This window comes from Arthrobacter sp. Cza30, from assembly GCF_059090765.1.
Map to the genome: position 1 here is coordinate 173,304 of NZ_JBNHGA010000008.1, position 18,157 is coordinate 191,460.

An 18,157-nucleotide genomic window follows, 5' to 3' on the forward strand; every position below is an offset into this window, starting at 1 on the left:
TCACCCTCCCAGGTACGCTTTGCGGATGGCGTCCATGCCCATGAGCTCTTCGCGCGGCCCGGACAGCACGGTGTGCCCGGTTTCCAGGACAGTGGCCTCGTCCACGATGGAGAAGGCCAGGGCGGCGTTCTGTTCCACCACCACCATGGACAGCCCCGTTTCGGTACGCAGTTTCGCGATCGCCTCATAGACCTGGCCGGCGGTGCCGGGCGCCAGCCCCAGGGACGGCTCGTCCAGCAGCACCAGTTTGGGCGCGGACATGAAGGCGCGGCCGATCGCGAGCATCTGCTGCTCGCCGCCGGACAGCGCGGCGGCGGGAGTCTTGCTCCGCGCCGCGAGCTGCGGGAAGAGGTCGAAATAGTGGTCCCGGTCGGCGGCGACGCCGCGCTGGTCCTTGCGCCGGTAGGCGCCGACCAGCAGGTTGTCCTGCACGCTGAGGTTGGCCAGGGTGCCGCGGTCCTGCGGCACGTGGGCAATGCCCAGCCGGGCCACCTGGTCGGGCCGCATCCCGGTGATCCTGCGGCCGTCGAAGGTGATGTCCCCGCTGGTCTTGACCAGGCCGCTGATGGTGCGCAGCGTCGTGGTCTTGCCGGCGCCGTTGGCCCCCAGGATGCCGGTGGCACCGCCGTCGGCCACGCTCAAGCTGATGCCGTGCAGCGCCACGGCCCGGCCGTACCAAGCGCGCACGTTGGAGAGTTCGAGGAGGCCCGTCACGCCGCCCCCTGCCCGAGGTACGCCTCGACCACGCGCGGATCCTGCCGGACCTCGGCGGCCGTGCCCTCCGCCAGCTTCCGCCCCTGGTTGAGCACGGCCAACCGGTCCGTCACCGCGGCAATCAGGCCCATGTGATGTTCGACGACGACGATGGTCAGCTCGAATTCCGCGCGCAGGTTCCTGATCCAGCCGATCAGGTCTTCGACTTCGGCGTGGGAAAGCCCGGCGGCCGGCTCATCGAGCAGCAGCAGCTTGGGCTGGCTGAGCAGCGCCCGGCACAACTCCACCCGCTTGCGGAAGCCGTGGGCGAGCTCGCCCGCCGGCAGGCGGGTGGCCCAGTCCAGGTCCAACCGCGCCAGCACGTCATGGGCCTGCCGGCGGAGCGTGCGCTCGCCGCGGACGGCGTGCGGGAGCCGCAGCGCCCAGGACAGCGCGCCGCCGGACAACCGTGAGTGGCCGCCGAGGAGCACATTGTCCAGCACCGTTTGGTCCAGCTGCAGCGCGGGATGCTGGAACGTGCGGGCCAGTCCCATCCGCGCCAGGGCGGACGGTGCCCGGGAGAGGACGTCCGCGCCGTCGATGCCGATGGACCCCGACGACGGCTTGTAATGCCCGCTGACGCAGTTGAACAGGGAGGTCTTGCCGGCGCCGTTGGGGCCGATGAGCCCGAAAACCGTCGACGGCTCCACCTCGAAGGAAACGGAATCCAACACCTTGATGCCGCCAAAGTGCAGAGAAACATCCTCAACGGTCAGCCTGGCCATGGCCGCACACTCTCTGCCATTCGCCACATGGATACAACGCTTCCTGGAGGCGGGAGACTGCTCGATTCCGGCGCCGCTGGCCGGTGGTGCTAACAAGAATGTTGACATTGAAGCTAACGATGTGATCTATCTCATGTCAAGGTCGTGATGCGAACGTTATGGCCCGCCGCGGGGCAGGCGAAACAGCGCGCGTTCGGCGGCGGCCACGGCTGGACTGCGGAAAGGCGGACACGATGTCTGGCTCCATCCCGTATCTGTTCAGGGGGCACCGTCACGCTCCGGAAGAGCGCGGCGGCCGTCCGCCCCAGCCGCGGACCGAACATCTGCCCGGCATGGTCATCGAGCGGGACGTCGCCGTGGCCGCCTCGTCCGGCGCGGTGATCCGCGTGGATGTCTACCGGCCCGACGGCGCGGAGCCCGCCGCCCCGCTGGTCAGCTGGTCGCCGTACGGAAAGCACATCACCGAGCAGCTGGGCGTCGTCCGCCCCACCAGCGGGGTGCGGGCCGGATACACCAGCGAACTGACGACCTTCGAGGCGCCGGACCCCGCCTACTGGGTGCCGTACGGCTACGCCGTCGTCGTGGCCGACATTCCGGGCACCTGGTACTCGGAGGGCGCGGCCACCTACTGCTCTCCGGAGGAAGCCAGGGACTTCTACGACCTGATCGAGTGGGCCGGTGGGCAGGCATGGAGCAACGGCAAGGTCGGACTGTCCGGCGTCTCCTACCTGACCGTGTCCCAGTGGCGCGTGGCGGAGCTGAACCCGCCGCACCTGGCCGCGATCAACCCCTGGGAAGGCTGGACCGATACCTATCGGGAAGTGGCGCGGCACGGCGGCATCCCGGAAACGTGGTTTTGGCCCTACATCTGGGAACGCTGGGGCTACGCCACCGGCCCCATCGAAGACCTGGAAGCCGAAACGGCCGCGCATCCGTTCTACGACGCGTTCTGGGAGTCCAAGAGCGCCGACCTCGAGAAGGTCACCGTGCCGGCGTTCGTCGTCGCCAGCTGGTCGGACCAGGGGCTGCACACGCGGGGGACGCTGGAGGGCTTCCGCCGGATCGCCTCCGAGGAGAAATGGCTGTACGTGCACGGCCGGAAGAAGTGGGCCGAGTACTACCGCCCCGGCATGGTGGAGCAGCAGCGGGCCTTCTTCGACCACTTCCTCCACGGGCGGGACGGCGGCCTGGCGGACTGGCCGCGGGTGCGGCTGGAGGTGCGGGACCGCTTCTACGAGGGGAGCACCTACACTGCCGCGGATTGGCCGGCGCCGCAGACCCGGTACCGCACCCTTTACCTCGATGCCGCGGCCGGCTCGCTCACGGACGAGCCGCCCGCCGCAGAAGGCGCCGCCGGCTACGACTCACTGGGCAGCGGGCTGCGGCCGCACCGGGCGGAATTCAGCCTCGCCTTCCGCGAGGAGGCCATGCTCGTGGGCCACGCCAAGGCCGTGCTCTTCCTGTCTGCCCCGGACGCCGGGGACCTGGACGTCTTCGTGGCGCTGTTTAAGAAGGACCGGGACGGCACGGTGGTCGGGTTCCCCTACTACGCCATTTTCGACGACGGCCCCGTCGCCGTGGGCTGGCAGCGCGCCTCCCACCGCGAACTCGATCCGGACCGCTCCACCGATTACCTCCCGGTGCTGGCCCACCGGCGGGCCCTGCCGCTGCCCCAGGACGGCCCGGTCCGGCTGGAGGTCGAGATCCTGCCCTCCGGTACCCGCTTCGAGGCCGGGGACACCCTGGTCCTGGTGGTCCAGGGATCCGACGTCATGCGCTACCCCAAGCCCGACCTCTACGCCCGGCACGAGGACTCCGTCAACCGCGGGGAGCACCGCATCCACACCGGCGGGCAGTCCGCCTCGCACCTGGTGATCCCGGTGTTCGCCGAAACCCCCTGCTAAACGAAACGGCCGCTGCCCGGGCCGCGCGAACCGGCGGCCGGCCGAAGAACCAGATCACCGAACGGAGAACGACATGCCTGCCGAAAACCTCGAAGCTGCCATCCAGCGCACCGGCAACCCGGTGGAGCTGCTGCGGAACCTGCCCGCGCCGCCCATCGTCTTTCCAATCCAGCCGGAGTTCACCAACTGGCGGTCGGAGCAACGGGCCTGGGACCGGTCCGTCGCCCTGCTGGACCAGTCCCACCACATGACCGACCTGTTCCTCGACGGGCCCGACGCACTGAAGCTGCTCAGCGACCTGGGCGTGAACAACTTCGCCAACTTCCGGCCGGACACCGCGAAGCAGTTCGTCGCCGTCAACGAGGACGGCCACCTGATCGGTGACGCCATCCTGGCCTGCCTGGCCGAGGGCAGCTTCAACCTGGTGGGCCACCACATGGTCGTGGACTGGGTGCAGTTCCGGCTACGACGCCACCGCCGAGCGCGACGGCAACTCCCTGGTCCGGACCGGCAACCCGAAGATCTACCGGTACGAGCTGCAGGGGCCGCAGGCGCTTCCGCTGGTGGAGAAGCTCACCGGTGGACCGGTCCCCGACGTGAAGTTCTTCCACATGACCGGCTTCAGGATCGCCGGCTGCCGGGTCCGGGCGATCCGGCACGGCATTGCCGGCCAGGCCGGATTCGAGATCTTCGGCCCGTGGAAGGAGGGCGAACGCGTCCGCCAGGCCATCCTCGAGGCGGGCGAAGAGCTTGACCTGCGCCAAGTGGGAGCCAAGGCCTATTCCACCTCCCCGCTCGGCTCCGGATGGGTGCCGACGCCCGTGCCCGCCATCTTCAGCGGGGACCGGCTCGCCGACTACCGGAAGTGGCTGCCGCTCGCGGCCGCCGGGTCGCTCGGCGGCAGCTTCGCCTCTCCAAACATCGAGGATTACTACCTGACGCCGTGGGACCTGAACTACGGCCGCGTGGTCTCCTTCGACCATGACTTCCTGGGCCGGAGCGCCTTGGAGCGGATGCGGGAGGACCCGGTCCGCGAAAAGGTCACCCTGGTCTGGGACAGCGACGACGTGGCCGGCGTGTTCAGGTCGCTCGGCGAGGACGGGCTACCGGCCAAGTACTTCGACATGCCCAAGGCCCGCTACGCGTTCTACCAGGTGGACCAGGTGCTGGCAGGCGGGGAACCCGCCGGGCTGTCCTTCGACTGCGGCTATGCGGCCAACGAGCAGGCCTTCCTCTCGCTGGCCACCGTGGAGAAGCGGCACAGCGCATCGGGCACGGAAGTCACCGTGCTCTGGGGCGAGGAGCCCAATACCCGCAAGCCCCAGGTCGAGCCGCACCGCCAGGTGGAGATCCGGGCGACGGTCGCCCCGGTGCCGTACGCCGACTTCGCGCGGAAGACCTACCGCTCCTGACCCCCGGGCGCGCGGCCGCGCCGCGATCGACGGGCCAGCGGCGGCGGCAGCAACGTGGCCCGGAGGCGCCGCCGCCTGCTAGAACACGATGGTGCTGTTGCCGTCGCTCAGCACCCGGTCCTCGCAGTGGGCCATCACCGCGCGGGACAGTACGCTGCGTTCCACGTCGGCGCCCAGCCGGGCGAGGTCCTCGGCGGAGTCGCCGTGCGAGACCCGGATGACGTCCTGGTCGATGATGGGCCCCTCATCCAAGTCTTCCGTGACGTAGTGGGCCGTGGCCCCGATGAGTTTGACGCCGCGTTCCTTGGCCTTGCGGTAGGGCGCCGCGCCGATGAAGGCGGGGAGGAACGAGTGGTGGATGTTGATCACCGGGACGCCCACCTCCTCCAGGAAGCCGGGCGAGATGATCTGCATGTACCGAGCCAGGACCACCAGGTCCACGTTGCCCTTCAGCAGCTCCAAGTGGCGCCTCTCGGCCGCGGCCTTGTCGTCCTTGTCCACCGGCACGTGGAAGTAGGGGATCCCGAACTGGCGGACATCGGAGCTGAGATCGGGATGGTTGGAGACGACCATGGCGATGCTCACCGGCAGCTCGCCCCGCCGCTGCCGCCAGAGCAAGTCCAGCACGCAGTGGTCGGACTTAGACACGAAGATCGCCACGCGCTTCTGCCGGCTGACTTCCACCAGCCGCCACGACAGGTCCGGGTCGCCGGACAGCTGCTGCTCCAGGCTGTGCGCCAACTGCTCCACCCGGGCCGTCAGATGGGGCAGATGGAAAACCGTCCGTTGGAAAAACCGGCCGCCTTCGGGATTGGTCGAGTGCTGATCCAGCGAGACGATGTTGGCGCCGGCCTCGGTCAGCAGGGTGGAAACGCTGGCGACGATGCCCGGCCGGTCGGTGCCCTGAACGATCAACCGCCCCTGGTCTTCTGCCGAGGGCGCTCCTGCCGGGGGCTTCTGCGGGTAGGTAGTCATGGCGCCCTGCCTTCCGAGGGCTCGCAGTTTGTTGCCAACAATTTAGCAGGCCCGGGACCCGGAGGCTCCTGGTGGGTAGGGCATATTTTGCCGGTCTGGCGGCGCCCGCGGGAAATGAAACCAGAATTGTTGACGATTCTGGTTCCCGGTGGTTGACTTCCCCTAGGACAACGACCCCGGGAGGACCTTTGAGCGACACCGAGCCGGCCCTGTTGGTGGTCAGCGCGCACGCGGGCGATTTTGTCTGGCGGGCCGGCGGCGCCATTGCCGCCGCGGCACAGCGCGGGGAACGCGCCGTCGTCGTGTGCCTCTCCTACGGCGAACGCGGCGAGTCCGCCAAGGCCTGGCGCGAGGGCAAGGAACTCGAAGAGATCAAGGCGATCCGCCGGCAGGAGGCGGAGAACGCCGCCGCGGCGCTCGGCGCCGAGGTCCGGTTCCTGGACGCCGGCGACTATCCGCTGGTGCCCACGCGGGAACTGGTGGACGAACTGGTCAGGATCTACCGCGAGGTCAAGCCCACGGTGGTGCTGACCCATCCGCTGGCCGACCCCTACAACGGGGACCACCCGGCCGCGGCCCGGATGGCGCTGGACGCGCGGGTGCTGGCGCAGGCCATCGGCTACGACGCCCCGGGCGACCCGCTGGGCGCCCCGCCGGTGTTCTTCTTCGAACCGCACCAGCCGGAGCAAAGCGACTTCAAGCCCAACGTCCTGCTCGACATCACGGCGGCCTTCCCGGCCAAACGCACGGCGATGGAATGCCTGCCGGCGCAGCAGCACATGTGGGACTACTACACGGACCTGGCCACGCGCCGCGGCGTGCAGGTCAAACGCAACGCCGGCCCCAACCTCGGCTTCCCCACGGACACCAAGGGCGAGGCCTACATGCGCTACTACCCCCAAGTGACCGGCACGCTGGCATGAAGAACGTCATCGTCACCAACCCGCCCCGCGCCGAACTGGCCGACGCCAACGCGCTCGCCGGCTTCGGCGTGGCCACGGTCCACGAGGCGATGGGCCGCACCGGCCTGGCCGGCCCGCAGTTCCGGCCGATCCAGTCCGGCGTCCGGGTGGCCGGCACCGCCGTCACGGTGCTTTGCTGGCCCGGCGACAACCTGATGATCCACGCGGCCATTGAGCAGTGCCGCCCCGGGGACATCCTGGTGGTCACCACGACGTCCGAATGCACCGACGGCCTGTTCGGCGAACTCTTCGCCACCGCCCTGCAGTACCGCGGCGTCCGCGGCGTGGTCACCAGCACCGGGGTGCGCGACGTGGCCGAACTGCAGGTGATGGGCTTCCCCGCCTGGTCCGCGGCCGTTCACGCCCAGGGCACGGTGAAGGCGAGCGCCGGGGCGGTCAACGTTCCCATCACCCTGGGCCGGGTCACGGTCCGGCCGGGCGACGTGATCGTGGCCGACGACGACGGCGTGGTCTGCGTGCCGCGGCTGGAAGCACCGGCAGCGGTCGAGGCTTCGCAGGCGCGCCTGGACAAGGAGGAGAAGACCCGGTCCCGGTTCCAGGAGGGGACGCTGGGCCTGGACTACTACGGTTTGCGGCCGGTGCTGGAGAAGCTCGGCGTTCAGTACGTGGCGGCCGAGGACTATGACGGCTGAGCACGACGGCGATGCCCGGCCCTTGGGCGCGGCCGCACCTTCCGGAGCCGGCGGGGACTACGACCACGGCGTCCGCTGCATGCTGATGCGCGGCGGCACGTCCAAGGGCGCCTACTTCCTGGCCCGGGACCTGCCGGCGGACAGCGCCGACCGCGACGACCTGCTGCTGCGGATCATGGGCAGCCCGGACGCCCGCCAGATCGATGGCATCGGCGGGGCGCACCCGCTGACCAGCAAGGTGGCGGTCATCTCGCCGTCGGCCGGCGAAGAGACCGACGTGGACTACCTGTTCCTGCAGGTCGCCGTGGACGAGGCGACGGTCACGGACAGCCAGAACTGCGGCAACATCCTCGCCGGCGTCGGCCCCTTCGCCGTCGAACGCGGCCTGCTTTCGGCGCAGGGAAGCACGACGGCGGTGCGCATCCGGATGGTGAATTCGGACAGCAGGGCCACGGCCACCTTCCCGACGCCCGGCGGCCGGGTGGACTACCGAGGGGACGCAGCCATCGACGGCGTGCCCGGTACGGCCGCCCCGGTCACCCTGGACTTTGCCGACACGGCCGGATCCTCCACCGGGGCGCTGCTGCCCACCGGTCAGGAGCAGGACGTGGCGGACGGCGTCGACGTTACCTGCGTGGACAACGGCATGCCGTCGGTCCTGCTGCGGGCGGCCGACCTCGGGGTCACCGGCTACGAGGATCCGGCCGAACTGGAAGCCGACACCGCACTGGCGGACCGGCTGGCCCGGATCCGACGGGAGGCGGCGAAGCTGATGGGCATGGGCGACGTGTCCGGCAAGACCGTGCCGAAGCTGGTGCTGCTCTCCGCGCCGCGGAACGGGGGCACGGTCAACACCCGCAGCTTCCTGCCGGTGCGCTGCCACACGTCCCTCGGCGTGCTCGGCGCCACCACCGTCGCGGCCGGCATCCAGCTGCCGAACGCCGTCGGACACGAACTGGCCCGGCTCCCCGCCGGCGGGAGGCCGCTGCGGCTCGAGCACCCCACCGGCTACCTGGACGTCGGCGCGGAACTGGCCGACGGCCCCGCCGGCATCACCACCACTTCCTCCACGGTGCTGCGGACGGCGCGGAAGCTGTTCGACGGCACCGTCTTTCCCCGAGACCGGGCCGCCCCGCAACCACGTGAAGGAAGACCATGACACCCCAGCACCGGGACATCGCCCACCTGGGCAACATCGAACTGTTCACGGACAAGTTCGACGAGAGCTACTGGTTCTTTAACGACCTGCTGGCCATGCGGGAGGTCGCCCGCGCTGGAGACTCGGTCTTCCTGCGCACCTGGGACGACTACGAAAACTGGAGCATCAAGCTCACCCCGCGGCAGGCCTCCGGCGTCGGACTGGTCGCGCACCGGGCGGCCTCGCCCGAGGCGCTGGACCGGCTGGTGGCTTCGATCCAGGAATCCGGGCGGGGCGGACAGTGGCGGGACGGGGAATTCGGCGTCGGGCCGTCGTTCCACTTCGCGGACCCGGACGGGCACCCAATGTCCGTCTACTACGAGACCGAGTGGTACCGGGCCACGGACGACAAGCCGGCCCTGAAAAACCAGGCGTCCCGCTTCCCCGGCCACGGGGTCAACGCCCGCCGGCTGGACCACATCAACTACCTGGCGGCCAACGTGGAGGAGAACGCGAAGTTCTCGGCCGACGTCCTAGGCCTGAAGGACAGCGAACTGATCCGGCTGGACAACGGACGCATCGCGGCCCACTGGTTCCGGTTCGGCCAGAAGTCCTATGACCTGGTCTACTCGGCCGACCACCTGGGCGCCTCCGGGCGCCTGCACCACATCGCCTTCGCCCCGGACACCCGCGAAGACATCCTCAAGGCCGCCGACATCTTCCTGGAGAACGGCATCCACATCGAGTCCGGCCCGCACAAGCACACCATCAACCAGACGTTCTTCCTCTACGTCTACGAGCCGGGCGGAAACCGCATCGAGTTCGCCAACGCCGGCGCGCGGCTCCTGCTGGCACCGGACTGGGAACCGGTGGTCTGGACCGAGACGGAACGGAAGAAGGGCCAGGCCTGGGGGATGCAGACCATCTCGACCTTCCATACCCACGGCACACCGCCCGTCGAGGTGCCGGACACGCACTGAGAACCGATGGGCTAGGTTATTGGCAACAACTTTGTCAGCACACTATCCAAGCATGGAGCAACCTCCCGTGAGCACCGCCAGCCAAACTGCCGCACCCCGATCAACCGACTCGGCCGCCGTCGTCGCCGGGCTGAAAAGGGCGATCGACCGGGGCGAACTCGTGCCCAACCAGCGACTGGTGGAGGCGGACATCTGCGCCGAGTTCCATGCCAGCCGGGCCACCGTCCGGGCGGCGCTGGCGGAGCTGACGCTGGAGGGGCTGGTGGAGCGCATCCAAAACCGGGGCGCCCGGGTGCGCGCGGTCGCGGTAGAGGAAGCGGTGGAAATCACCGAGGTCCGCGCCGCCCTGGAAGCCATCTGCGCGGCCAAGGCCGCCGAACAGGTCACCGACGAGGACGTGCAGGAACTCCAGGCCCTGGGCGAGGCCATGAGCCGGGCCGTGGCCGCCGGCGACCTGCTGCAGTATTCGGACCTGAACAAGACCCTGCACCGCCGGGTCGTCGAATTGAGCCGGCACGAAACGGCGGCGGCACTGATCGCGCGCCTGCGCGGCCAGAGCGTCCGCTTCCAGTTCCGGCTGGCCATGCAGCCGGGCCGGCCGGCCGTATCGCTGCCCGAACACCTGGAGATTCTGGACGCGGTCTGCGCCAAGGATCCGGAACGGGCCGCCGCAGCCATGGATAAGCACCTCAAGAGCGTCGCCAATGCCATCACGCGGGCGGCCGAGGAGCCCGGCCGCTAAAGAAGCCGGTTCCCCTGCCGCCCGCAATCGAACAGCATGCCTTCGGCCAACGGGGGCATGGAAGAGACGCCGGCCCCGGCCGGCGGGGATAGGGGAATCATGAGTGCACAGAACCTGCAGGACGTCCTGGACCAGGCTGGCAATACGGTGGATCTGCTGCGCAATTCGCAGATCGGCGCCTATGTTTATCCGGTGGTGGCACCTGAATTCACCAACTGGCGCAGCGAGGTCCGGGCCTGGCGGGAGACCGCCGTGCTGTACGACCAGTCCCACCACATGGACAACCTGTTCATCAAGGGCCCCGATGCCCTGAGACTGATCTCCGACACCGCGGTCAACTCGGTGGCCACCTTCCCGGTGAACAGGGCCAAGCAATATGTGCCGACGACGCCGTCCGGGCACGTGATCGGCGACGGCATCCTCTTTCACGAGGCCGAGGACCAGTTCGTCTACGTGGGGCGTTCCCCCGCGGCCAACTGGCTGCTCTTCCACGGGCAGACCGGCGGGTACGACGTGGAGCTGGAGGTGGACCGGCGGTCGCCGTCGCGGCCGATGGGCAAGCCCGTGCAGCGCAGGTACTGGCGGTTCCAGATCCAGGGTCCTAACGCGTGGCAGGTCATCGAAAAGCTCAACGGCGGCACCGTGGAGCAGCTGAAATTCTTCAGCATGGACCACATGCAGGTGGCCGGGGCACAGGTGCGCACGCTCCGCCACGGCATGGCCGGCGCCCCCGGACTGGAGCTCTGGGGGCCCTACGAGTCCTACGAGCGCGTCCGCGAGTTTATCCTGGACGCCGGCCGGGAGTTCGGCCTGCTGGCCGTCGGCGCCCGGGCATACTCGTCCAACACCCTGGAATCGGGCTGGATTCCGTCCCCGCTGCCGGCCATCTACTCCGGGGAAGAGCTTCGCCCGTACCGGGAATGGTTGGGCGCGGACAGCTACGAAGCCGTCAACGCCGTGGCCGGCAGCTTCGTCTCCGACAACATCGACGACTACTACCTGAACCCGTGGGAGCTGGGCTACGGCTCCTTCGTCAAGTTCGACCACGACTTCATCGGCCGCGACGCGCTGGAAAAGATCGACGGCCAGGAGCAGCGGAAGAAGGTCACGCTGGCCTGGAACGCCGAGGACATGACCAAGATCTTCGCCTCGCTGTTCGACACGGAGGGGACGCCCTACAAGTACTTCGACCTGCCCAACGCCAACTACGGCTCCTCGAACTACGATTCCATTGTCGACGCCGGCGGCACGAACGTGGGCCTGTCCCTGTTCACCGGTTACAGCGCCAACGAGCGGCGGGCGCTGTCGCTGGCCACGGTCAACCCCGACGTCGAGATCGGCACCGAGGTGAACGTGGTCTGGGGCGAGCCCGACGGCGGCACCCGCAAGACCACCGTGGAACCGCACCGGCAGCTGGAAGTCCGGGCCGTGGTCAGCCCCGCGCCCTACTCCGTGACCGCGCGCAAGGAATACCGCGGCGGCTGGCGGACCGCCCAGGCCGTCTGAACCGGGGGACCCGGCCGCAGGCGCGGCCGGCCCGTTCCTCGGGTGCCTCGGCTTCGGGCGGAGGAAGGGCCGCCCGCCGCCGCGGTCAGCCCGCCGCCGTCGTCGTAGTTAGTGGCCTGCGGCGGCTGCCGCCTCGTCCAGGTGGGCGATGGCGCGGGTGTCCTGGAACGCGCGGACGCCTTCGATGCCCTGTTCCCGGCCGAAGCCCGAGTGCTTCATGCCGCCGAACGGCGCCCGGAGGTCCAGGCGGGTCGCGCCGTGGTCGTTGACCCAGACGTAGCCGCAGACCAGTTGCGAGCCGACGGCGTTGGCCTTGTCCGTGTCCGCGGTCCACACCGAGCCGCAGAGGCCGGCCCAGGTGTCGTTGGCCAGGGCCAGTGCTTCCTCTTCGGTGTCGAAGGGGAGGATCGGGATGACCGGACCGAACTGTTCCTGCGTGACCACGCGCAGCTGCGGGTCCGGATCGACCACCAACGCCGGCCGCAGGAAGTTGCCGCCGTGCAGCTCCGGGTCCGCCGGCAGTTCCCCGAATTCGCGGACGTCGGCCCCGGCGGCCTTCGCCTCGGCGATGAGTTCTTCGACGAAGGTCTTCTGCGCGGGCTGGTGCAGCGGGCCCATGGTGGTGCCCTCGTCCAGGCCGTAGCCGACGACGGCCTTCTCCAGCCGCTCGGACAGCCCGGCGACCAGTTCCTCCAGCCGGGAGCGGTGCACGTAGATGCGCTTGGCGGCCATGCAGATCTGCCCGGTCGTGTCGAAGACCGCGGCATACAGCCGGTCCAGGTGCGTGTCGTCCAGGACGGCGTCTTCGAGGACCACCGCCGGGTCGTTGCCGCCGAGCTCCAAGGTAACCCGGGTCAGGCTCTTGGACGCCATCTCCATCATCTTCTTGCCGCCGCCCACGCTGCCGGTAAAGCAGACCTTCGCCACGTCGTCGTTCTGGATCAGGCCGCCCATCTCGCTGTCCTGGCCCGTGACAATATTCAGCACCCCCGGCGGCAGCTTTTCGGCCACGCGCTGCACTACCCGGGTGATCGCCAGCGGCGTGGTGGGCGGCGGCTTCACGATCGCCGTGTTGCCTGCCAGCAGGGCGTGCGGCAGCGAGGCGCCGAGGATGGCAATGGGCCAGTTGAACGGAACAATCACCGTGACCACGCCCAGCGGCTGGTACGCCACGGAGGTGGTCACCGGGATGCCCGGCGCCGGTTCCAAAACCTTGCCCTGGTCCACCTCGTCCGCGAGGGCGAGGGCGAGCTGGAAGCGGATCTCGAAGACCAGGGCGTCCACCCAGGCCTCCATCCGGATCTTGCCGTTTTCCTGCGACAGGATCGCCGCGTCCTCGTCACGGAGATCGGCGATGCCTTCGATGGCCGCGCCGAGCTGGGCGGCGCGTTCCTTGGCGCCGAGCGCAGCCCACGCGGGGAAGGCGGACTTCGCGGCGGCGACGGCGTCGGCCACATCCTGCCGGGTGGCGGCCGCCGCGTAGCCGACCACGGAACCGGGCTTGCCGGGGTCCGCTACCGCGTATTTTTCGCCGGAGTCCCGGACTTCGCCGCCGATGTAGAGCCCGGTAGTCACCTGGCCGGTTTCGCCGGTAGTGCTTGCTACGTCAGTCATCTCGAAACACCTCTCTGTGTTTTGACCGTTCCGGCCCCATGCCGGAACTGCAGGAGCGACGTTCTTCAGCGTCGGCGCCCCCGGCCGGCTGAAGGCGACAACCTCATGAGCGTGGTGTGCGCCAGTTTCCCCTGCCTTCAGCTTTGCCTATCCGCGGGGGGAGTGCTAGGGGGTGGTGCGCCCTATTTTCCGGCTGGCGCCGCCATTCCGTGGTGCCCGAGCGCCCGCGGCTGCGCGGATGGCCGTGGCAACGTGCAGGCAGCCAACGGCACCGTCCCTCAATAGCCGCGGTACGGGTTTTCGTCCGTGCCGCCGCTGCGACCCTGGTCGTAGCCTTCCTGCCAGGCTTGGTGCACGGAGGCCACCAGCCCGGCGAGCAGTTCGTAGGAGGGGTGGTCCGGTCCGATGTACACCATCTCTTCTCCGGCCCGGTTCAGGATGCTGTGGATGTGCGTGCTCATCGTGGTCTTTCCTTTGCAGTTCCCGGGCATCTGCCGGCTGGGGTGACGCCGCCCGTGGTGTCCTAGTTATTCTTGGGGGATGAGTGCTCCAGCACAATCAACCCTCGCGTTTGATGGCCGCTTCGCCCGCGAGCTTGCGGAGTTGGCCGTCCCCTGGCGGGCGCAGGAGGTCCCCGACCCGCGCCTGCTGGTTCTCAACGAGCCGCTGGCCGCCGAATTGGGAATCGACCCGGCGGCCCTGCGCAGCCCCGACGGGCTGCAGCTGTTGACGGGCAACCGGATCCCCGGTGGCGCCACTCCGGTGGCGCAGGCGTACGCCGGACACCAGTTCGGCTGGTACTCGCCCCGGCTCGGCGACGGGCGGGCCCTCCTGCTGGGCGAGCTGACCGACGTGGGCGGCCGGCTGCGCGACGTCCACCTCAAGGGTTCGGGGCCCACGCCGTTCGCGCGGGGCGGTGACGGCCAGGCCGCGGTGGGCCCGATGCTGCGCGAATATGTGGTCAGCGAGGCCATGCATGCCCTGGGCATTCCCACCACGCGCTCCCTCGCCGTCGTGGCCACGGGGCTGCCGGTATACCGTGACACCGAGTTGCCGGGAGCCGTTCTGGTGCGGGTGGCCGGCAGCCATCTGCGCGTGGGAAGTTTCCAGTATGCCCGGGCCACGGGTGACGCCGGCCTCCTGCGCCGGCTCGCCGACCATGCCATTGCCCGCCACCATCCGGCGGCCGCCGAGGCCGAGCACCCCTATCTGGCGCTGTTTCAGGCGGTGCTGGGCGCCCAGGCCGCGCTGGTGGCGCAGTGGATGCTCGTGGGATTCGTGCACGGGGTCATGAACACCGACAACATGACGATCTCCGGTGAAACCATCGACTACGGGCCCTGCGCCTTCATGGACGCCTTCGATCCGGCCTCCGTCTTCAGTTCCATCGACGAGGGCGGGCGTTACGCGTATGCCAACCAGCCGCTTGCCGCCGAATGGAACCTCGCCCGGCTCGCGGAGGCTCTCCTGCCGCTCTTGCACGACGATCAAGAGCAGGCGGCCGCGCTCGCGTCAGAAGCCCTGGGCGCCTTCAGGAGCGAGTACAGCACCGCCTGGTTGGCCGGCGCTAAGGCCAAGATCGGCCTGGACGGCGAGGTCGATGCCGCTGCGGCCTCGCCGCTCGTGAATGACCTGCTGGCAATGCTCCAGGAGGGCAAGGTAGACCACACCTCATTCTTCCGCAGCCTCGGCGCGGCCGCCCGGGGCCAAACCGAAGAGGCGCGGCACCTGTTTCCGGACCCAGCAGGGTTCGATGCCTGGGTGGCGCGATGGCGGCCACTCGAACCGGACGCCGGCTTGATGGACCGGGTTAACCCCGTCTACATTCCCCGCAACCACCTGGTCGAGGAGGCCCTCGACACCGCCACGCACGGAGACCTGGACCCGCTGAACCGCCTGCTGAACGCGGTGACCCGCCCCTACGACGAGCGTCCCGGTTTGGAGCGCTACGCCGCCGCCGCGCCGGACGACTTCGGCAGCTACCGGACTTTCTGCGGAACCTGAGGGACCGCCGTCCTTAAAGCCACGACGGGATGGCTGCCGTTGCCCGTGAACGCACCCTCGATGGTCGCCGCCGGCACGCGCCGTCGAAGGAAATCCGTGCCCGGTTTCCGGCGTCTATGCGGGGCGAATCCGCCCTTTTGACCGCCCCGGCAGGCGGCAGCCGAATGTAACCGCAAGGCTGGCTCTGTAGTATGGGCGCAGGCTACAGCGACCGCGACGGAAGGGTGATTCTTTGTTGAGAGCCATCAGCTACAACCTGCGGAAACACAGTGCGAGCGCGGAACTCGAGGATTTGACCGACCGCTACGACGTCGACGTCATGTGCCTGCAGGAAGCGGACACAGAGAAACTTCCGCACACGCTGGGACACCTGCGGTTGGCCGATTCGACCAAGGGAAACAGGCTGGGGCTGGCCGTCTATTACGACGAGAACAGGTTCTCCGCACTCGATACCAACACCTTCGAACTCAAGAAGTCGCTGCACGATTATGTGCTGGCGCCCGCCCACGAGCGGCTGCTCGGAGTCAAAATGGTGGACAACGAGAGCAAACACGAAATCGTCGTCGGTGACTTTCACGCCGCGCCGCTGACGGCCACCAACTCCCTGCGCCGGCACCAGATCAAGGCCGGCCACGAAGCGCTGCTGGGCATGGGCGGCACGGGCGAGCAGATGACACTGATGGTGGGGGACTTCAACTACCCCTTTTTCACAAAGAGCCTCATTGAGCACCTCAAGGAAACGGGCTACGAGCTCACCCTAAGCAACCGCCGGACCTACACGCGCTACAAACTTTTCCGCGGCCACTTCGATTTCGCCACCTCCCTGGGCCTGGACATTCAAAGCGTGGAAACCCTGCCGCGCGGCCAGTCCGACCACCTGCCGATCCTGGTGACGGCGGAATACGTCGACGAGAACCGCAACCTCCGCGCCAGCTGACAGGTTCGCAGGTGGACGCCGCGTACCGTCACGGAAAGTGACACGGCAGGGTTGTCGAATCCGCAGCAGGCCGCGCGTCATCATAGTGTCGAACCGATCACGTCGACACGGGCGCCGCGCAGAGGATGCGCGGCCGGCGAAGGGATACGTTGAGATGACCGAGTACATGGTGCTGTTGCCGGATAACGAGGACAGCTGGGAGCAGAGCACGCCGGAGCAGCGCGCGGCGGCCTATACGCGGCACGGGGAATTCGCCGCCCTGCTGAAGGAACACGGGCACACGATCACCGGTGGCGCAGAGCTGCAGCATTCACGGACGGCGAAGACCGTGCGGGCGACCCCGGACGGGGTGTTGGTCACGGACGGGCCCTATGCGGAGTCGGTGGAACAGTTGAGCGGTTTTTATACCGTGGAGACGGACAACCTGGACGATCTTGTGTCGATCTGCGCGCTGCTGGCCGGCGACGCCCCGGTGGAGGTCCGTGCGATGGTGGCACCGGATTCGGCCTGACCCATGGAGCGGCTGGAGCAGATCCACAGGGAAGAGTGGGGCAGGCTGCTGGCGCTGCTTTTCTCGCGCTTCCGGCGGCTGGACCTGGTCGAGGATGCGCTCGCCGAGGCGTTCGCCCGGGCCGCCGCCCGCTGGCCGGCCGAGGGCACTCCCGGCAACCCGCCCGCCTGGCTCTACCGCACCGCGGAGCGCGCCGTGTTGGATGCGCTGCGGCATGAGCAGGTGGCCGGCCGGAAACTCCCGCTGCTGGTCGCCGATCGGCTCCGGGGGGCGGCACCTGACGCAGGTACCGCCGGCGGCGCCGGCGACGTGGAGTACGCGGACGAGCGGTTGCCGATGATCTTCATGGCTACGCATCCTTCGCTGCTTCCCGAGGCGCAGGCCGGGCTGGCGCTGCGCTTCGTCATGGGCCTGCCGACGGCGCGGATTGCGCGGCTGTTCCTGGTCAGCGACGCCACCATGGCGGCCCGGATAACCCGCGGGAAGAAGAAGATCGCCGGCTCCGGCATTCCATTCGGCCTGCCGGACGCGGGTGACCTTCCGGCCCGGGTGGAGAACGCGGCACGGACGGTCTACCTGGCCTTCACCAGCGCCTACCTCCCCGGCGACGGCGCCGACCTGCTGCGCGCCGAAGAAGCCGGAGAAGCGGTGCGGCTGGCGGGACTGCTGAACGACTTGATGCCGCACACGCCGCTGCTGCGCTCCCTCAAGGCGCTGTTGATGCTCCAGCATGCCCGGCGCGACGCGCGCATCCGGGACGGGGAACTGGTGCTGCTGCCGGACCAAGACCGCAGCCGGTGGCACCACCGGGAGATTTCCGAGGCGCTCGGACTGCTGATCGACCAGCCGCCGGACAGCGGGTACGCCGAGGAACTGCGGCTGCAGGCGCTGATCGCCGGCGCCCATTGTTCGGCCGCCACCGCCGCAGAAACGGACTGGACGAGCATCGCTGGCCTCTACGCCAGGCTTGACGCCCTCACCGGTTCGCCCGTGGTCCGGCTCAACCGGGCGGTGGCCGCCGCCGAAGCGGACGGGCCGGCGGCAAACCTCGAACTGCTGGGCGGGCTGGAGGCCCAACTGCGCGGAAACCATCGGCTGCCGGGAGTCCGCGCCGAACTGCTGCGCCGCAGCGGACGCGTTGCCGAAGCCGCCGAGCACTACAGGCTGGCTTTGGAACTCTGCCGGAACCAGGTGGAACGCCGTCACCTGCAGCGCCGGGTGGAAGAGCTGGAACTGCCCGGCTGACCGGTGGCCGGGGTAGTGGTGGCCCCGGCCGTCTGGCAATGTTGGGGGTAGAGCCCGTCTGGAAAATTCCAGCAGTCGAGCACAAAGGAGATGACG

The 18,157-nt window shown here is 68.9% G+C and carries 17 protein-coding genes and 1 pseudogene; 13 read left to right on the plus strand and 5 right to left on the minus strand.

Annotated elements, in window-relative coordinates:
• Both AC5RVZ_RS25585 and AC5RVZ_RS25590 read right to left on the minus strand, forming a co-directional pair.
• Nucleotides 1-714: an ABC transporter ATP-binding protein gene (locus tag AC5RVZ_RS25585; protein ID WP_494068437.1), complete on the minus strand. Its 714-nt coding sequence runs from the start codon at nt 712-714 to the stop codon at nt 1-3.
• Nucleotides 711-1,478, minus strand: a complete 768-nt coding sequence (locus tag AC5RVZ_RS25590; RefSeq protein WP_494068438.1) for an ABC transporter ATP-binding protein — start codon at nt 1,476-1,478, stop codon at nt 711-713. Before AC5RVZ_RS25590 ends, AC5RVZ_RS25585 begins: the two co-directional genes overlap by 4 nt.
• 233 nt (nt 1,479-1,711) lie before the next feature.
• Between AC5RVZ_RS25590 and AC5RVZ_RS25595 the strand changes: the two genes are divergently transcribed.
• From AC5RVZ_RS25595 to AC5RVZ_RS25605, 3 genes and pseudogenes are all read left to right on the plus strand, one after another.
• On the plus strand, nt 1,712-3,382 hold the full coding sequence (locus AC5RVZ_RS25595; RefSeq protein ID WP_494068439.1) for a CocE/NonD family hydrolase: 1,671 nt from the start codon (nt 1,712-1,714) through the stop codon (nt 3,380-3,382).
• Between the two features lie 73 nt (nt 3,383-3,455).
• Nucleotides 3,456-3,794, plus strand: a pseudogene (locus AC5RVZ_RS25600) (aminomethyl transferase family protein); the annotation flags it as partial.
• 151 nt (nt 3,795-3,945) lie between these two features.
• The gene (locus tag AC5RVZ_RS25605) at nt 3,946-4,794 is read left to right on the plus strand and encodes a hypothetical protein (RefSeq protein WP_494068440.1); all 849 of its coding nucleotides are present in this window, start codon (nt 3,946-3,948) and stop codon (nt 4,792-4,794) included.
• A gap of 78 nt (nt 4,795-4,872) precedes the next feature.
• Here AC5RVZ_RS25605 and purU read toward each other — a convergent pair whose 3' ends face one another.
• Nucleotides 4,873-5,769: a formyltetrahydrofolate deformylase gene (purU, locus tag AC5RVZ_RS25610; RefSeq protein ID WP_494068441.1), complete on the minus strand. Its 897-nt coding sequence runs from the start codon at nt 5,767-5,769 to the stop codon at nt 4,873-4,875.
• 188 nt (nt 5,770-5,957) lie between these two features.
• On the opposite strand from purU, the gene AC5RVZ_RS25615 reads away from it, so the two are divergent.
• From AC5RVZ_RS25615 to ligM, 6 genes are all read left to right on the plus strand, one after another.
• Nucleotides 5,958-6,692 carry a PIG-L deacetylase family protein gene (locus AC5RVZ_RS25615; RefSeq protein WP_494068442.1) on the plus strand — a complete coding sequence of 245 codons (735 nt, stop codon included), beginning with the start codon at nt 5,958-5,960 and terminating at the stop codon, nt 6,690-6,692.
• Nucleotides 6,689-7,384 (plus strand): 4-carboxy-4-hydroxy-2-oxoadipate aldolase/oxaloacetate decarboxylase, encoded by a 696-nt coding sequence (locus AC5RVZ_RS25620; protein WP_494068443.1) that lies wholly within the window; start codon nt 6,689-6,691, stop codon nt 7,382-7,384. Before AC5RVZ_RS25615 ends, AC5RVZ_RS25620 begins: the two co-directional genes overlap by 4 nt.
• Nucleotides 7,374-8,543, plus strand: coding sequence for a 4-oxalomesaconate tautomerase (locus tag AC5RVZ_RS25625; RefSeq protein ID WP_494068444.1), 1,170 nt, complete (start codon nt 7,374-7,376; stop codon nt 8,541-8,543). The genes AC5RVZ_RS25620 and AC5RVZ_RS25625 overlap by 11 nt, the downstream gene beginning before the upstream one ends.
• Nucleotides 8,540-9,502: a VOC family protein gene (locus AC5RVZ_RS25630; protein WP_494068445.1), complete on the plus strand. Its 963-nt coding sequence runs from the start codon at nt 8,540-8,542 to the stop codon at nt 9,500-9,502. The genes AC5RVZ_RS25625 and AC5RVZ_RS25630 overlap by 4 nt, the downstream gene beginning before the upstream one ends.
• Before the next feature lie 52 nt (nt 9,503-9,554).
• Nucleotides 9,555-10,244 carry a GntR family transcriptional regulator gene (locus AC5RVZ_RS25635; RefSeq protein WP_494068446.1) on the plus strand — a complete coding sequence of 230 codons (690 nt, stop codon included), beginning with the start codon at nt 9,555-9,557 and terminating at the stop codon, nt 10,242-10,244.
• A 99-nt stretch (nt 10,245-10,343) separates the two neighbouring features.
• Nucleotides 10,344-11,750, plus strand: a complete 1,407-nt coding sequence (ligM, locus tag AC5RVZ_RS25640; RefSeq protein ID WP_494068447.1) for a vanillate/3-O-methylgallate O-demethylase — start codon at nt 10,344-10,346, stop codon at nt 11,748-11,750.
• 108 nt (nt 11,751-11,858) lie between these two features.
• On the opposite strand, the gene AC5RVZ_RS25645 is transcribed toward ligM, so the two are convergent.
• Together AC5RVZ_RS25645 and AC5RVZ_RS25650 are read right to left on the minus strand one after the other, a co-directional pair.
• Nucleotides 11,859-13,364, minus strand: a complete 1,506-nt coding sequence (locus tag AC5RVZ_RS25645) for an aldehyde dehydrogenase family protein (protein ID WP_494068448.1) — start codon at nt 13,362-13,364, stop codon at nt 11,859-11,861.
• A gap of 278 nt (nt 13,365-13,642) precedes the next feature.
• Complete coding sequence (locus AC5RVZ_RS25650; protein ID WP_493977043.1) at nt 13,643-13,825, minus strand: hypothetical protein; 183 nt, start codon at nt 13,823-13,825, stop codon at nt 13,643-13,645.
• Between the two features lie 79 nt (nt 13,826-13,904).
• On the opposite strand from AC5RVZ_RS25650, the gene AC5RVZ_RS25655 reads away from it, so the two are divergent.
• From AC5RVZ_RS25655 to AC5RVZ_RS25670, 4 genes are all read left to right on the plus strand, one after another.
• Nucleotides 13,905-15,368: a protein adenylyltransferase SelO gene (locus tag AC5RVZ_RS25655; protein WP_494068449.1), complete on the plus strand. Its 1,464-nt coding sequence runs from the start codon at nt 13,905-13,907 to the stop codon at nt 15,366-15,368.
• Nucleotides 15,369-15,603: 235 nt separating this feature from the next.
• On the plus strand, nt 15,604-16,305 hold the full coding sequence (locus AC5RVZ_RS25660; protein ID WP_494068597.1) for an endonuclease/exonuclease/phosphatase family protein: 702 nt from the start codon (nt 15,604-15,606) through the stop codon (nt 16,303-16,305).
• Nucleotides 16,306-16,459: 154 nt separating this feature from the next.
• A complete protein-coding gene (locus AC5RVZ_RS25665) occupies nt 16,460-16,816 on the plus strand; it encodes a YciI family protein (protein WP_494068450.1) in 357 nt (118 codons plus the stop codon).
• A 3-nt stretch (nt 16,817-16,819) separates the two neighbouring features.
• On the plus strand, nt 16,820-18,061 hold the full coding sequence (locus tag AC5RVZ_RS25670) for an RNA polymerase sigma factor (RefSeq protein ID WP_494068451.1): 1,242 nt from the start codon (nt 16,820-16,822) through the stop codon (nt 18,059-18,061).
• The last annotated feature ends 96 nt before the right edge of the window (nt 18,062-18,157 follow it).